Source organism: Actimicrobium antarcticum, from assembly GCF_039536745.1.
GTDB lineage: Bacteria > Pseudomonadota > Gammaproteobacteria > Burkholderiales > Burkholderiaceae_D > Actimicrobium > Actimicrobium antarcticum.
In genome coordinates this window covers 82,217-96,742 of the sequence record NZ_BAAAZE010000010.1, presented here as the reverse complement: position 1 = coordinate 96,742, position 14,526 = coordinate 82,217, and the positions used below count along the sequence as shown (strand labels likewise).

General features: G+C 58.4%; 15 protein-coding genes. 10 read left to right on the top strand and 5 right to left on the bottom strand.

Going from position 1 to position 14,526, the window contains the following annotated elements:
- Positions 1-39: 39 nt before the first annotated feature.
- From ABD720_RS13375 to ABD720_RS13360, 4 genes are all read right to left on the bottom strand, one after another.
- Complete coding sequence (locus ABD720_RS13375; RefSeq protein WP_344763833.1) at positions 40-765, bottom strand: phosphoadenylyl-sulfate reductase; 726 nt, start codon at positions 763-765, stop codon at positions 40-42.
- Positions 762-1,283, bottom strand: coding sequence for a DUF934 domain-containing protein (locus ABD720_RS13370; protein WP_344763832.1), 522 nt, complete (start codon positions 1,281-1,283; stop codon positions 762-764). Before ABD720_RS13370 ends, ABD720_RS13375 begins: the two co-directional genes overlap by 4 nt.
- On the bottom strand, positions 1,276-2,973 hold the full coding sequence (locus ABD720_RS13365; RefSeq protein WP_344763831.1) for a nitrite/sulfite reductase: 1,698 nt from the start codon (positions 2,971-2,973) through the stop codon (positions 1,276-1,278). Before ABD720_RS13365 ends, ABD720_RS13370 begins: the two co-directional genes overlap by 8 nt.
- Positions 2,974-3,044: 71 nt before the next feature.
- The gene (locus ABD720_RS13360) at positions 3,045-3,818 is read right to left on the bottom strand and encodes a sulfite exporter TauE/SafE family protein (RefSeq protein ID WP_344763830.1); all 774 of its coding nucleotides are present in this window, start codon (positions 3,816-3,818) and stop codon (positions 3,045-3,047) included.
- A gap of 194 nt (positions 3,819-4,012) precedes the next feature.
- Here ABD720_RS13360 and ABD720_RS13355 point away from each other — a divergent pair, with 194 nt between their 5' ends.
- Positions 4,013-4,954, top strand: a complete 942-nt coding sequence (locus tag ABD720_RS13355) for a CysB family HTH-type transcriptional regulator (RefSeq protein ID WP_344763829.1) — start codon at positions 4,013-4,015, stop codon at positions 4,952-4,954.
- 21 nt (positions 4,955-4,975) lie between these two features.
- Entirely contained in the window at positions 4,976-5,626 is a 651-nt protein-coding gene (locus ABD720_RS13350; protein WP_344763828.1) for a class I SAM-dependent methyltransferase, read from the top strand.
- A gap of 19 nt (positions 5,627-5,645) precedes the next feature.
- Here the strand turns inward: ABD720_RS13350 and ABD720_RS13345 are convergent, their stop codons facing one another.
- The gene (locus tag ABD720_RS13345) at positions 5,646-6,416 is read right to left on the bottom strand and encodes a ParA family protein (RefSeq protein WP_344763827.1); all 771 of its coding nucleotides are present in this window, start codon (positions 6,414-6,416) and stop codon (positions 5,646-5,648) included.
- A 44-nt stretch (positions 6,417-6,460) separates the two neighbouring features.
- On the opposite strand from ABD720_RS13345, the gene ABD720_RS13340 reads away from it, so the two are divergent.
- The 8 genes from ABD720_RS13340 (at position 6,461) to ABD720_RS13305 (ending at position 14,280) form a co-directional block, all read left to right on the top strand.
- Positions 6,461-6,649: a hypothetical protein gene (locus tag ABD720_RS13340; protein ID WP_344763826.1), complete on the top strand. Its 189-nt coding sequence runs from the start codon at positions 6,461-6,463 to the stop codon at positions 6,647-6,649.
- Positions 6,650-6,659: 10 nt separating this feature from the next.
- A complete protein-coding gene (locus ABD720_RS13335) occupies positions 6,660-7,670 on the top strand; it encodes a fumarylacetoacetate hydrolase family protein (RefSeq protein WP_344763825.1) in 1,011 nt (336 codons plus the stop codon).
- A 24-nt stretch (positions 7,671-7,694) separates the two neighbouring features.
- The gene (locus tag ABD720_RS13330) at positions 7,695-8,261 is read left to right on the top strand and encodes a VOC family protein (RefSeq protein ID WP_344763824.1); all 567 of its coding nucleotides are present in this window, start codon (positions 7,695-7,697) and stop codon (positions 8,259-8,261) included.
- 114 nt (positions 8,262-8,375) lie between these two features.
- Positions 8,376-9,536: an ABC transporter substrate-binding protein gene (locus tag ABD720_RS13325; RefSeq protein WP_344763980.1), complete on the top strand. Its 1,161-nt coding sequence runs from the start codon at positions 8,376-8,378 to the stop codon at positions 9,534-9,536.
- A gap of 89 nt (positions 9,537-9,625) precedes the next feature.
- A complete protein-coding gene (locus tag ABD720_RS13320) occupies positions 9,626-10,951 on the top strand; it encodes a cation:proton antiporter (protein WP_344763823.1) in 1,326 nt (441 codons plus the stop codon).
- A gap of 128 nt (positions 10,952-11,079) precedes the next feature.
- The gene (locus ABD720_RS13315) at positions 11,080-11,940 is read left to right on the top strand and encodes a DMT family transporter (protein WP_344763978.1); all 861 of its coding nucleotides are present in this window, start codon (positions 11,080-11,082) and stop codon (positions 11,938-11,940) included.
- Between the two features lie 445 nt (positions 11,941-12,385).
- Positions 12,386-13,813, top strand: coding sequence for an ammonium transporter (locus ABD720_RS13310; RefSeq protein WP_425547977.1), 1,428 nt, complete (start codon positions 12,386-12,388; stop codon positions 13,811-13,813).
- Positions 13,814-13,884: 71 nt separating this feature from the next.
- Positions 13,885-14,280 carry a hypothetical protein gene (locus ABD720_RS13305; RefSeq protein ID WP_344763822.1) on the top strand — a complete coding sequence of 132 codons (396 nt, stop codon included), beginning with the start codon at positions 13,885-13,887 and terminating at the stop codon, positions 14,278-14,280.
- Positions 14,281-14,526: the final 246 nt, after the last annotated feature.

Below are 14,526 nucleotides of genomic sequence, written 5' to 3'. Positions count from 1 at the left end.
GTCTTTGAAAAAGGTAATTGTGTGTTCAGTGAGCCGATGTCAGGTCGCCGACTTGATGCGGATGAGCTTGCCATCGACCACATGCAAACCGCATTCCTTCGAGTCCGGGTTTTCCCACCACCAGCGACCGGCGCGCACATCTTCGCCCGGCTCGACAGCGCGGGTGCATGGCTCGCAACCGATCGACGGATAACCGCGATCATGCAGCGGGTTGTACGGCACCTCGTTGTCGCGGATGTACTTCCAGACATCGGCTTCCGACCAGTCGGCCAGCGGATTGAACTTGGTCATGTCGTGCGCTTCGTCGCGCTCCTGCACATCGAGTTCGGCGCGGGTGCTGGACTGGGCGCGGCGCTGGCCGGTGACCCAGGCGGTATTGCCGGCCAGGGCGCGATTGAGCGGGTCGACCTTGCGGATGCGGCAGCATTCCTTGCGCAGTTCAACACTGTCATAGAACCCGTTTAGCCCGTTGTTCTCCACGTACTGTTCGACCGCACCCGGATCCGGACGCAGACGCTCGATGTCGTAGGCGTAGCGTTCCTTGATGGTGTCGAGCATGCCCAGCGTTTCGGCGTGCAGGCGGCCGGTTTCCAGCGTGAAGATGCTGATCGGCAGGCCGGTACGCAGGATCATGTCGGTCAGGACCATGTCCTCGGCGGCCAGGCTGGAGGCGAAGACAGCCGGCGAAAAATCGACGGCAATCCGGCCCAGCGTGGCTTTGGTGGCTGCCACCAGATTCTCGTAGTCGGTGGGTGGCGTGTTCATGAGGCAGCTGCCGGACGGTGGGCACGGCGAAACAGCGGCGTCTTCTGGTCCAGCGAGGTCTGGTACGACTCCGAAAAATCGGTCAGGCCTTTTAACGCATCGTGGATGTTGCGGTCTTCGCGGGTGGCGAAGGCATCGAAGCCGACCCGGCTCATGTAAAACAACTGGTCACGCAACACGTCACCGATGGCACGCAGTTCGCCGTCGTAACCGAGGCGCGCGCGCAGGTTGTAGGCAATCGAATAGCCGCGTCCGTCGGCAAATTTCGGGAAGTCGACAGCGACGACTGCGAAGTGGGCGAGGTCGCCTTTCAGGGCTTCGGGGCGGTCGCTGCTGGCGAGCCAGACACCGAGTTCAGGGCGCGCGGCCAGCGTCTCGCGCTGTGCCTGCCAGACGGCCAGCGGCACGATGATTTTGCCACTTGGAACGGTGATGGTTTCGGCAGCGTCGCCGTCGGCCATGCGCAGCACGGTCCAGTCATCGCTGACAACTGCGCGGTGTTTGATGATGTCACGCATGAGCGTCTTCTCCGGCAATGTGATGTTTGGTCTTGATCGGCGTGGCGTAGACATGGTCCTTGAACGGTGCCACGCCAATCCGGCGGGTGGTATCGATGAAGCGTTCGTCTTCAAAACGGTCGCGTACATAGACTTCCAGCAGGCGCTCGATGACGGTGGGCATTTGCTGTGCCGAGAACGACGGGCCGATGATCTTGCCGATCGCGCTCTGGTTGCCCTGTGCGCCGCCGATCGAGACCTGATACCACTCGGCACCATCCTTGTCGACACCGAGTATGCCGATATTGCCGACATGGTGGTGACCGCAAGCGTTGATGCAACCCGAGATATTGAGTTCGATCTCGCCGATGTCATGCTGGAAATCGAGGTTGTCGAAGCGCTCGCTGATGGCGGCGGCAATCGGGATCGATTTGGCATTGGCTAGCGAGCAGAAGTCGCCACCCGGGCAGCAGATGATGTCGGTCAGCAGGCCGATATTGGGCGTGGCCAGTCCGTGCGCCTTGGCTTCCTTGAACAGGGCAGGCAAGTCCGATTGCCTGACATCGGCCAGTACCAGATTCTGTTCATGCGTGACGCGGATTTCGCCAAAACTGAAGCGCTCGGCCAAGCTGGCGACAAAGTCCATTTGCTCGGCAGTCGCATCGCCCGGCGGAACACCGGTCTTCTTCAGCGACAGCAGTGCGATGGCGTAGCCCGGCACTTTGTGCGCTTTGACGTTGCGGCGCGTCCAGGCACCGAATGCCTTGTCGCTGGTTTTCAATGCGGTGATCGCTGCATCGTCACCGGCGAGCGTGTCGTAGCGGTGTGGCACGAAATAGGAGGCGACGCGATCGAATTCTTCCTGCGTAATCGTACTCGGATCGTCTTTCAGATCGACCCACTCGGCCTCGACCTGACGGCGGAATTCCTCGATGCCGATCGCCTTGACCAGTATCTTGATGCGGGCCTTGTAGATATTGTCACGACGTCCGTGCTGGTTGTACACGCGCATGATGGCTTCGGTGTAGGTCAGCATGTGCTGCCATGGCAGGAAGTCACAGATCACGCTGCCGAGGATAGGCGTACGACCCATGCCGCCGCCGACCATGACGCGCAGGCCGAGTTCGCCAGCGGCATTTTCCAGTACCGTGAAACCGATGTCGTGCACGGCGGTGGCTGCACGGTCTTCGACGGCGCCATTGAATGCCAGCTTGAATTTGCGCGGCAGGTAGGCGAACTCGGGGTGGAAGGTGCTCCACTGGCGCATGATTTCGGCCAGCGGACGCGGGTCGATCAGTTCGTCCGCGGCGACGCCGCAGTATTCATCCGAGGTGATATTGCGGATGCAATTGCCCGAGGTCTGGATCGCGTGCATCTCGACCGTCGCCAGGTCGGCCAGAATCTGCGGTGTGTCTTCGAGGTTGATCCAGTTGTACTGGATGTTCTGGCGCGTCGTGAAGTGGCCATAGCCGCGATCGTACTTGCGGGCGATGCTGGCGAACATGCGCATCTGGTCCGAGGACACCATGCCGTATGGCACGGCCACGCGCAGCATGTACGCATGGCGTTGCATGTACAGGCCATTTTGCAGGCGCAGCGGTTTGAATTCTTCTTCGGTCAGTTCGTCGGCAATGCGGCGGCGGACTTGATCCGCATATTGCGCGATGCGTTCCGTGACGATCTGACGGTCGTATTGGTCGTAGTGATACATCGTGAATCCTGACTTGAATAAGGGGTAGACATTTTTTGTGCAGTCACGGGATGACTCCCTGACTGCATCCTTCAGAACACCAGCTTGTAGGCAACGCCGGTCAGTGTTACCGCCAGCAAACCGCGCAGCAGGCGGGCTGGCACGGCCCGTGCCGCCAGCGAGCCGAGGGTGATGCCGGGGATAGAGCCAAGCAACAACATGGCCAGCAATTCCCAGTTGATCGAACCGATCCACCAGTGTCCCAATGCAGCAATGGCGGTCAATGGTACGGCATAGGCAATGTCGGTGCCGGCAATTTCGGCGGGTTCCAGGTGCGGATACAGCAATACCAGCAGGGTAGCGCCAACGGCACCGGCACCGATCGATGAAATCGTGACCAGCGTTCCCAGCACCACGCCGGCAATGATGGTGGCGGCGGAGAGACGGGTGCCGTGTAACTGGCGCTCCGGATGGGCGGCAATCCAGCGCTGCATGCGGGTACGAAACAGGATCGCGATGACGGTCAGCATGACCGAACCGGCGATCGAATAGCGAATGATTTGTCCGATGGCCTGGTCCAGTCCGCCGAAATACTTCAGCAACAGCGTGGCCACGATGGCAGCTGGCAGCGCGCCCATACAGAGGCGGCGCACGATGGTCCAATGGATATTCTGGCGATAGCGATGGGCGAACGTGCCAGCCACTTTAGTGACCGAGGCGAAGGCGAGGTCGGTGCCGACCGCTACCGTCGGCGAGATTCCGAACATCAACGTCAACAGCGGTGTCATCAGAGAGCCGCCGCCAACACCGGTCAGTCCGACCAGTATGCCGACCGCAAAACCTGACAGTACATAAGAAATAGTCATGACATCCTAATCAAAGTAGGCCGAATCGTAATAAACTTCGGGCCGGATGCCAACAACAGAGTATCTATTTGCTTATGCGGTTACTGCACAAAGCGGTTGGCATCAGCCAATACAAGAAGCGACAAGAAGCGAAAAGAAGCGACAACGAGCGACGATCTGTTCCTTCTGACGCGTGACTCCATAGAAAGTCCCCCATGAATTTGCATCAATTCCGCTTCGTGCGCGAAGCCGTGCGCCAGAATTACAACCTGACCGAGGCCGCCAAGGCCTTGTTCACTTCACAGCCTGGTGTCTCGAAAGCCATCATCGAACTCGAAGAAGAGCTCGGCGTCGATATTTTTACCCGACACGGCAAGCGCATACGCGGCCTGACCGAGCCCGGTCGCGCGGTACTGAAAGCAGTCGAAGTCATCATGCAGGAAATCGACAGCCTGAAAAGCATCGGCAAGGAATTCGCCGCGCATGATAGTGGCAGTTTCACGATCGCCACCACCCATACCCAGGCACGCTATGCGTTGCCGAAAGTGGTACAGGCGTTCACGCAGCGCTTCCCGAAAGTGCGCTTGTCTTTGTTGCAGGGCAATCCAAAGCAGGTCGCTGATATGGTCTTGTCCGGCCACGCTGACATTGCACTGGCGACCGAGGCGATCACCACGGTGACAGGCCTGGTTTCGATCCCGTGTTATCAGTGGGAACACGTGGTGGTGGTGCCGCCCGAGCACCCGCTGCTGAAATCGAAGTCGCTGACACTGGAAGAAATCGCCGCCTATCCCCTGATTACCTATGACAGTGCGTTTACCGGTCGCGTCAAGATCGACCATGCGTTCCAGTTGCGCCATCTGAAACCGGACGTACTGCTGGAAGCCATCGATGCCGATGTCATCAAAACCTACGTCGAACTCGGTCTGGGCGTTGGCATCATTGCCGGCATGGCGTACGATGCCGAGCGCGACAAAAACCTGCGCATGCTATCGGCCGGCCATCTGTTCGGCACCAACGTCTCGCGCGTTGCGCTCAAGCAGGGCGCTTATTTGCGCAGCTATGTCTATACGTTCATCGAACTGCTCGCACCCACGCTGAACCGCAAGCTGATCGAGCAGGTCATGAACGGCGAAAAAGAAATGTATGAACTGTAATTTGAATATCGAGGTCACCCAATGAGCGTCAAAACCAACATGGCCGAGTACTACGCAAAGCGTGCGGTCAACTATGAAAACGTCTACGCCAGGCCCGAGCGGCAGGCCGATCTGCCGGTCGTGCGTGACTGGTTATGCAAGGCTGTTGCCGGCCAGCGTGTGCTGGAAATCGCCTGCGGCACCGGTTACTGGACTGCTGCCGTCGTCGAGACCGCCGAGCATGTCGTGGCGACCGACATCAATCCCGAAGTCATTGCGATCGCCAAAGCCAAGAATCTGCCTGCCGACAAGGTCAGTTTTGCGTTGGCCGACGCATTCACGGTCGAGGCAGATCAACCGTTCACGGCATGCTTCGCCGGTTTCTGGTGGTCGCACGTACTGCGCGAACAGCAGGATGGATTCATGGAGCGCCTGCGTGAACAGCTGGGCAAGGATGCGCTGGTGGTGATGATGGACAACGTCTATGTCGAAGGTATCAGCACCTCGATTGCCCGGACGGACTTGCAGGGCAATACGTTCCAGATTCGTCGTCTTGAAACGGGTGAGCGGTATGAAGTGCTGAAGAATTTCCCGAGTGATAGCGGCTTGCGCAAACGTTTGTCGCCGCACCTCAAGGACATCCGCATCCAGCGCATCGCGCATTACTGGATGCTGACGGGGCGGCTCAAGTAGCACGTCCCGGAGCTCGTTTTCAGGCGGCAGTCAACTCGCCATAGAGCGCTGAAAATTCAGTGCTCAGCTTGTGGTTCTTGTCGAGATGGATCATTGGCAGGCACTTGCCGTGCGACTCCCGGATCACGATCGAGCTGGACAGCTTGCTGTTGAGGACCGGCAAGCCCTCGGCAATCAATTCGTTGACCAGCCGTTGCGGCAAATTCGCGCGCGGCTGAAACTGGTTGACCACGATGCCTTCGATGACCAGTTCAGGATTGTGGTCGGCGCGGATCTCGGCCACGTTGTTCATCAGCGTGTAGAGCGCCTCGCGTGAAAAGTCATCGCAATCGAACGGGATCAGGCAGGTGTCAGCCGCAATCAGTGCCGACATCGTGAAAAAATTGTAGGCAGGGGGGGTGTCGATGATGATTTCGTCGTAGTCCTTTGCCAGTTCATTGAGTGCATCGCGCAACTTGTAGATCTTGTGGCGCGATTCCAGTTTGGATTGCAGGTCGCCCAGCGACGGGTCGGACGGCAGCAGGAACAGATTCTCGAATGGCGTCGGATGGACATACGTGCTGGCGGGTTTGGGATAAAAGCTGAAGCCCAGCAGTTCCTCGAAAAATACGGCAATCGTTGGCGCCACTGCCTTGGCTGCGTCGCCCAGCAGGTAGCGGCTGGAATTGCATTGCGGGTCGAGGTCAATGAGCAAAGTCTTCTTGCCATGATGCGCCGCCACGGCCGCGAGGTTGACTGCAATGGTCGATTTTCCGCAACCGCCTTTTTGATTAAAAATTACGCGCTTCATCCGCATTACCCCGTGGTTTTATTGAAATTGACAGACCCGACCCGATGGCTGCGGCTGCGACGATTGGTCATTTGCGGCAGTGCATCATGAATGCTGGTCATTATGGCAAAGAAAGGTGGCCGCATCGCTCCCCATCAGCAATTCCGGAAATATTTTTTATTGCAGGTGCCGGATGTTTCGACGCCGACATCATCTGCGTTACATTCGACGCCTTTAAATTCTTTTTCCAATAATCACATTGCCATGAAGCTAGCCACCCTGAAAGACGGTACCCGCGACGGCATGCTCGCCGTTGTGTCACGTGACCTGAAGACCGCTGTCCTGGCTGACACGATCGCGCCCACCCTGCAACGTGCGCTCGACGACTGGACCTTCATCGCCCCGCAGCTGGAAGATCTGTATCTGCAGCTCAATGCCGACCGTGCCTTGCGCTCGTTCGCCTTCGATCCGAAACAATGCATGGCACCGCTGCCGCGCGCTTTCCAGTGGGCCGATGGTTCGGCTTACGTCAATCACGTCGAGCTGGTACGCAAGTCGCGCAATGCCGAGATGCCGGCCTCGTTCTGGCATGAGCCGCTGATGTACCAGGGCGCATCGGATGATCTGATCGGGCCGACCGACGACATCGTGCTGGGTTCGGAGGAATGGGGCATCGACTTCGAGGGTGAGGTGGCGGTGATCACCGGCGATGTACCGATGGGCTGCGATGCCGACGAGGCCGGCAAGCAAATCCGCTTGCTGATGCTGGTCAACGATGTCTCGTTGCGCCACCTGATTCCGCCGGAGCTGGCCAAGGGATTCGGTTTTGTGCAATCGAAACCGGCTTCGAGCTTTTCGCCGGTGGCGGTGACGCCGGACGAACTCGGTAGCGCATGGAAAGCCAGCAAGGTCCATTTGCCGTTGCGCACCAGCTGGAACGGCACCGTCGTCGGCCAACCGAATGCCGGTGTCGATATGGTATTCAGTTTCGCGCAACTGGTCGAACACCTGGCAAAGACCCGTAATGTGCGTGCCGGCAGTATCGTCGGCTCGGGCACGGTATCAAACAAGGACGCCAGCAAGGGATATACCTGCATCGCCGAAAAGCGCTGCCTCGAAGTGATTGCCGGCGGCGTCGCCACCACACCCTTCATGCAGTTCGGTGATACCGTCAAAATCGAGATGCTCGACGCGGCCGGCAAGTCGATCTTTGGCGCGATCATCCAGCAAGTCAAACAGGCGCCACCGATGATCAAGCGCGGTCGTGCCGCCTGACCCCGTCTACACGAAGGAATGATCATGAATTCACTGAGCACAACAGCGACCGGGCAACTGGCAGCGCTGCCCGTGGCCACCCCGATCAACGGGCTGCATCACTTTGCCTACCGCTGTCGCGACGCTGAAGAGACCCGCCATTTTTACGAAGACATCCTGGGCTTGCCGCTGTTTCATTACATCCGCGCGGATGTGGTGCCGTCGACCGGCGAGTACTGCCCGTACGTGCATATTTTTTTCCGCATGACGGATGGTTCATGCCTGGCATTTTTTGATCTGGGCGATAACCAGCTGGCAGCACCTTTGCCGAACACACCGGCCTGGGTTAACCACATCGCGCTGCGGGTCGCGTCCGTCGACCAGTTGGAAGCGATGAAGCGCCGGATCGAAGGCCACGGCATCGAGGTATTGGGCGTGACCGATCACCGCATTTTCCGCTCGATTTATTTCTTTGACCCGAATGGCATCCGGCTGGAATTGTGCGCGCAGCTCGCCGGCGAGCCGCAGATGCTGGAGGAAAAGGTCGGCATCCATGCACGGCTGGATGCCTGGTCGGCGGAGAAGGCGTTGCGGTTGGCGGCGACGACATAGGCTACTGATCATTTGCTGCGCCGAGCCTGTTTTCATCAGGTCGGCATCGCTTGGTGCGTCGCGTGCGGTATCCTCCCGTCATTCAATTGACAATCGCCGGGATCTTCAATGCGCATGCCTTCACGTTTTTTCTTCGCTACCGTTTCACTGGGCTTGCTGAGTAGTTTTTTCGGTACCGCCCACGCGCAAATCCGCATCGGCGTCACCATTTCCACCACCGGCCCGGCTGCCGCGATCGGGGCTCCGACCAAAAATGCCATGCTGCTGTGGCCAAAAGTCATCGCCGGGCAAAAAGTCGAGTACATCATTCTCGATGACGGTTCCGACGTGACCAACGCCGTGCGCAATACCCGCAAGCTCATCAGCGAAGAAAAAGTCGACCTGATCATCGGGCCCAACACGACGCCGAACGCATTGGCGATGCTCGATGTGGTGGCGGAAAACGCCACGCCACTGATTGCACTGGCCGCCTCGGCAGCGATTGTCGAACCGATGGATGCCAAGCGGGCATGGGTCTTCAAGATGCCGCAAAACGATTCGCACATGGCGACCATCCTCACGCAACACATGGCCGATAACGGCATCAAAACGGTGGCCTTCATCGGGTTTTCGGATGCCTATGGCGAAGGCTGGTGGCGTGAATTTTCCAAGTTGGCCGAAGTGCGCAAGCTGACCATCGTGTCCAGCGAACGCTATGCCCGCAACGACACCAGCGTGACTGGCCAGGTTCTGAAAATGATGGCAGCCAGGCCGGACGCGATCCTGATTGCCGGCTCGGCCACGCCAGCGGTCCTGCCGCAAAAGACGCTGGTCGAGCGCGGTTACAAGGGCCGGATTTACCAGACCCACGGCATCGGCACGCTGGACTTCCTGAAGGTCGGCGGCAAGGATGTCGAAGGCACCTTGTTCCCGACCGGGCCGGCGGTGGTGGCGCGGCAGTTGCCTGATTCGAATCCGGTCAAAAAAGTCGCCCTGCAATTTACCGCGCTGTACGAAGCCGCCTACGGCGCGAACAGCATGACCCAGTTTGCCGCCGATGCCTGGGGTGCGTACATGCTGGTAGCGAACGCGGTTCCGCAGGCACTGAAAAGTGCCAGGCCGGGCACCCGTGAATTTCGCAGTGCCTTGCGCGATGCGCTGGAAAATACCCGCAACCTGACAGTGCCGCAGGGCGTCATCAACATGAATCCGAAAGACCATGTGGGCCTCGATCAGCGGGCGCGCGTGATGGGAAAAATCGAGGCGAATAAATTCGCTTACGCGTTTGGTGGCTGATGTGCGTGGCATGCGTCAGGTCGACTGCATGACGCATGCCAGCGTGCGCGTGGCCTGCTGCGCGCACTGCCAACCGATCCGGTAACAGCATGGAAAACACAACACTCTGGTTCACCCTCGTTGGCACGCTGCTGATCGCGATGGGATTGCTGGAATCGCTATTGCACAAGCTGCCGTTCAGTCCGGCCATGATCTACCTGCCGGTGGGTTATGCGCTGGGGCCAGCCGGCCTGGGACTGGTCAATCTTGATCCCGTACGGCACGCTGCTTCGCTGACGCTGGTCACTGAAATCGCCTTGCTGATCTCGCTATTTACGGTGGGCCTGAAGCTGCGTCTGCCGCTGTCCGACCGTCTCTGGTGGTTGCCGGTGCGACTGGGTACGGTGGCCATGTTGCTGACCATCGGCCTGCTGACTGCGGTTGGCGTGATCGTACTGGGCTTGCCGCTGGGACCGGCGGTGCTGCTGGCCGCCATCATTGCGCCTACCGATCCGGTGCTGGCCTCGGTTGTGCAGGTGCAGGACCCGGGCGACCATGACCGCTTGCGCTTTAGTTTATCTGGCGAAGGTGGCATGAACGATGGCACCACGTTTCCGTTTGTGATGATCGGATTGGGGCTGATGGGGTTGCCGCTGGCGCAACGCTTCACCGGCCTGACGGCGATCGGCAGCGTGGTATGGGGTATCGCGGGCGGGCTGCTGTGTGGCTGGCTGGTGGGACGGCGGGTAGGACGACTGGTGCTGTATTTGCGCAGTCGTCATCGTCTTGCTCTGGGCATGGAAGAGTTCCTGACGCTGGGTCTGATCGCGCTCTCGTTTGGTCTTGCGGAACTGATCCACAGCGTCGGATTCGTGGCGGTATTTGCAACCGGCGTGGCGATGCGCCGGATCGAGCACAAGGCCAGTGGCAGCAACGCAGTGCCCGAGGCAACCGTCGCGACAGCGATACCATCGCGTGAAGAAGGTGCCGCCGACCGCACGGTCGGGGCGGCTCATATGACCGAAACCGTGCTCGGCTTCAATCAGCAGCTCGAACGCCTGGCCGAGTTCGTGGTGGTACTGATGCTGGGCATCCTGTTGTCCGGCTGCGGCTTTTCGGCGGAAGGGGTGCTGGTCGCGCTGGTGTTGCTGATCCTGGTACGGCCGATTGCCGTGAACCTGTCATTGCTCGGTGCCCGCGTCACACGCTCGCAACGGGCCCTGATAACCTGGTTCGGGATTCGCGGCATTGGTTCGCTTTACTATCTGATGTTTGCGCTGCAATATGTCGCCGCGGCACGTCTGGGCAGCCAGTCACTCAGCGAACGTTTTGTGCCATTGGTGCTGACAGTTGTTGCCGTCTCGATTCTGATGCATGGCGTGACATCGACACCGCTGATGCAGTGGTATCAACAGCGGCGACGCAAACAGAAATAATTCGATTCAAGGAAATAAAGCATGCATCACCTTGTTCACCTTATCCGGCTTGCGCTGCGTCGCGCAATCCGCTGTTTGCCACATTCGCGGGTGCGCGCGTGATCCCGGCCCGGAAATCGCTCGACGGCATGGCCGTCGGTGTGATGCTGTTGCTGTGTATTTGCTGGGGCTTGCAGCAGGTCGCCATCAAGGTGGCAGCACCGAGCATGGGCACCGTATTGCAAACCGGCGTGCGCTCGTTGATTGCGACAATGCTGGTCTGCGCACTGATGCTGTGGCGCGGGTCATCGTTCTCGATGCGCGACGGGACGTTCGTGCCGGGCTTGGGCGCGGGGATACTGTTTGCGTCCGAATTCCTGTGCATCGCGCTCGGCCTGACCATGACCACGGCATCGCACATGGTCGTGTTCCTCTACACGGCGCCGATCTTTACCGTGCTTGGCCTGCACTGGCTGGTGCCGGGCGAGCGGTTGCGCACCGGCCAATGGGTCGGCATCATCGCGGCGTTCATCGGTATCGCGCTGGCGTTTGCCAGTGGCTTCGAGGCCGGCGGCACGCTGCGCTCCGTGTTGGGTGATGCGCTGGGTATCGTCGGTGCGCTGTTGTGGGCAGCTACCACGATCCTGATCCGCTGTTCCAGTCTGTCGGAAGCGGCACCGACCAGAACCTTGCTGTATCAGCTGGGCGTGTCGGCGCTGTTATTGCTGCCACTGGCAGGCGCATTGGGGCAGATCGGCACGGTCTCGATGACCGGCATTGCATGGATGAGTTTGCTGTTCCAGTCTGTAGTTGTCACGTTCGCCAGCTACCTTGCGTGGTTCTGGATATTGCGAAAATACCTGGCGTCGCGGGTCTCTGTATTTTCATTTCTGACGCCATTGTTCGGTGTTGGTTTTGGCGTGTTGCTGTTGAACGAAGTCGTCGGACTGCGCTTTGCGATCGGCGCTGCATTGGTTCTCAGCGGAATCGTGCTGGTGAACCTGCGCTGACGGATTGCCACCGTTGCAGATAATTCCGGTTCTGTGCAGGCGATGTCCTCCACATCGTGTGCCAGTAATCGTTTCTTCCTTTTCAGAGAGTGCGCTGCATTGAATCTCCGCTGACTTCAGCGTGATCGCCTCTACTTTCTGTATCTGTCCGTTCGGACGCCGCTGTTTCGCCATCATGTGCGAAATCTCCACAATTACTAATAATCAAATATCAATAACTACCATTAAGTAGAAACTTTCTTTTTGTTATTGCATACTTTATTTACTGCTTTTTGGAACTTTCTGGTGTGCCGACAAACGTCAGCCCTGCCGTGATCCGGAACGCAATCAGGGTCAGTGCGGGAGCAGATCTTCCTGACGTGGCACGCATGCACGGCGGTATCCACTGAACGTGTCCCCGATGCTGTTTCGGCGATCGGAACGTAGTTATTCATGAAAGAGGCTAATGAAAAATCGCCCGTTTTCTGTAATGGTCCTGGTGACATTTGTGCTGTCGATGCTGTCGACATCGATCGTGTCGGCAGCGGATACAGCCACCGAAGTACCTGCGCAATCGCCAGCAATGAGTGCGACTCTTCCCGCAGCAACGTCACCCCCGCCAGCACCAGTGGCTATGCCGGTAGCTACCCCAATGACTGCACCCGGATCGATCGACGCTGCAAAAATCAGTGCTGGCGACACTGCATGGATGCTGACCTCCAGCGCTCTTGTTCTGCTCATGACCATTCCGGGGCTGGCACTTTTTTATGCCGGCATGGTACGCAGAAAAAATGTCCTGAGCATCATGGGGCATAGCGTCGTGACGACCTGCATCGTGACGATTCTTTGGGTGATGATCGGCTACAGCCTGGCATTCACACCCGGTTCGATGTATCTCGGAGGGAGCGAGCGCTTCATGCTGGGCGGACTGGTCTTTCTGAAAGAGACCGGCAAACTAACGGTCAGCCACATTGCACCGACGATTCCCGAAAGCGTATTTGTGATGTACCAGATGACCTTCGCCATCATTACGCCGGCATTGATTACCGGTGCCTTTGCCGAGCGTATCAAGTTTTCTGCCTTGATCCTGTTCATCGGGCTGTGGTCATTGCTGGTGTACGTACCGATTGCGCATTGGGTGTGGGAGCCGGCTGGCTGGTTTGCGCTGCACGGTGTACTCGACTTTGCTGGCGGCACCGTCGTCCACATCAGCGCTGGCGTATCCGGTCTGGTGGCGGCGGTCATGGTCGGACGTCGTGTCGGCTATGGTCAGGAAGCCATGCCTCCCCATAATCTCGTTCTGACTGTCATTGGTGCGTCGCTGCTCTGGGTTGGCTGGCTCGGTTTCAATGGCGGTTCTGCGCTGGCCGCGGACGGACGCGCCGGGTTGGCAGTGCTGGTCACACAAGTGGCGACTGCCGCAGGCGCGCTTTCCTGGATGGCGGTCGAATGGCTGCGGCGTGGTGCGCCATCGGTGCTCGGGCTGGTATCGGGTGCCTTGTCGGGCATCGTGGCGATCACGCCGGCATCGGGTTTTGTGGATATCCAGGGTGCCCTGGCCATCGGTGCGGTTGCGGGCGTTGCCTGCTATCTGGGGGCCACTGTGCTGAAGAGTTTTCTGGGCTACGACGACTCGCTCGACGTCTTCGGCGTGCATGCAATCGGTGGCGTCGTTGGTTCGCTCCTGACCGGCGTGTTCGTGGTCGAGTCGATCGGCGGCGTTACGACCACTGTCGGTATCCAGGCGTTTGGCGTCGGTATCACCGCCGTCTATGCCGCGTTCGTGACGATGGTGATCTTGTATGTCGTGAACAAGCTGGTCGGCTTGCGCGTCACAGAGAAGGAAGAGGCAGAAGGGCTGGATATCGCGCAGCACGGCGAGACGGTCAGCTGAACGCCGCCACAGGTGATGATGTTGGCGCACCGGAAGGCGCAGCAAACCTGCTTCAATTAAATGGTGGAATCATGGATGACTTCAACAGTACCAACCTCGACTATTTCGAAGCGGATCAGCTCAAGTACGCCGTGCAATTGTGGAAAGTGAACAAGAAAGCCGGTGGTCCTGATTTCGATGTCCTGAAATTTGGCCGTGAATGGCATTTTGCCGAGACCGTTTTGGGGCAGGCACTGATTGCCGATGATGACGCGGTGTCTGCCTGTGCCCTTCAGTTGATGCAGTTGCGGCTGTTTTTTTTGCAGCGACATCCGATGCGTGCCCAAAAATTAGGCGCATCCCTCGTTGAGGCTTCGGCGAGCGCGCCGGAAACCAGCGCACCAAGCAATCCGCAACCATCCATTTCCAATGGAAAACTGCCTGATTCCGAGCCACCGAAACAGCGCTATCTGAAAGGAATTCGATAGCGCAGCGCAGGTTGTTCATGAGGTGATTCCAGCGGAATTTTGTAGGCTGCTTCTTCGTGGATAAAACTGATCGTTTGCCAATAAAGTCAAGCTGAAAGTTACGCACAGATTTTGTGGATAACTGTGTGAACAAGAGGGTAGGCTATTTTTAACCAATTGATTTATATAGCAAAAATTGACTGCCTATAAATGATGCACACGTAAAATTCGGGAATGTTCCGGCGAATTTTTTGCAAAATCTTTGGT

What these genes read in the sequence shown, in the direction of transcription:
- ABD720_RS13375 (WP_344763833.1), bottom strand. Translation starts at nt 765, where the DNA reads ATGAACACGCCACCCACCGACTACGAGAATCTGGTGGCAGCCACCAAA.
- ABD720_RS13370 (WP_344763832.1), bottom strand. Translation starts at nt 1,283, where the DNA reads ATGCGTGACATCATCAAACACCGCGCAGTTGTCAGCGATGACTGGACC.
- ABD720_RS13365 (WP_344763831.1), bottom strand. Translation starts at nt 2,973, where the DNA reads ATGTATCACTACGACCAATACGACCGTCAGATCGTCACGGAACGCATC.
- ABD720_RS13360 (WP_344763830.1), bottom strand. Translation starts at nt 3,818, where the DNA reads ATGACTATTTCTTATGTACTGTCAGGTTTTGCGGTCGGCATACTGGTC.
- ABD720_RS13355 (WP_344763829.1), top strand. Translation starts at nt 4,013, where the DNA reads ATGAATTTGCATCAATTCCGCTTCGTGCGCGAAGCCGTGCGCCAGAAT.
- ABD720_RS13350 (WP_344763828.1), top strand. Translation starts at nt 4,976, where the DNA reads ATGAGCGTCAAAACCAACATGGCCGAGTACTACGCAAAGCGTGCGGTC.
- ABD720_RS13345 (WP_344763827.1), bottom strand. Translation starts at nt 6,416, where the DNA reads ATGAAGCGCGTAATTTTTAATCAAAAAGGCGGTTGCGGAAAATCGACC.
- ABD720_RS13340 (WP_344763826.1), top strand. Translation starts at nt 6,461, where the DNA reads ATGGCTGCGGCTGCGACGATTGGTCATTTGCGGCAGTGCATCATGAAT.
- ABD720_RS13335 (WP_344763825.1), top strand. Translation starts at nt 6,660, where the DNA reads ATGAAGCTAGCCACCCTGAAAGACGGTACCCGCGACGGCATGCTCGCC.
- ABD720_RS13330 (WP_344763824.1), top strand. Translation starts at nt 7,695, where the DNA reads ATGAATTCACTGAGCACAACAGCGACCGGGCAACTGGCAGCGCTGCCC.
- ABD720_RS13325 (WP_344763980.1), top strand. Translation starts at nt 8,376, where the DNA reads ATGCCTTCACGTTTTTTCTTCGCTACCGTTTCACTGGGCTTGCTGAGT.
- ABD720_RS13320 (WP_344763823.1), top strand. Translation starts at nt 9,626, where the DNA reads ATGGAAAACACAACACTCTGGTTCACCCTCGTTGGCACGCTGCTGATC.
- ABD720_RS13315 (WP_344763978.1), top strand. Translation starts at nt 11,080, where the DNA reads ATGGCCGTCGGTGTGATGCTGTTGCTGTGTATTTGCTGGGGCTTGCAG.
- ABD720_RS13310 (WP_425547977.1), top strand. Translation starts at nt 12,386, where the DNA reads ATGAAAAATCGCCCGTTTTCTGTAATGGTCCTGGTGACATTTGTGCTG.
- ABD720_RS13305 (WP_344763822.1), top strand. Translation starts at nt 13,885, where the DNA reads ATGGATGACTTCAACAGTACCAACCTCGACTATTTCGAAGCGGATCAG.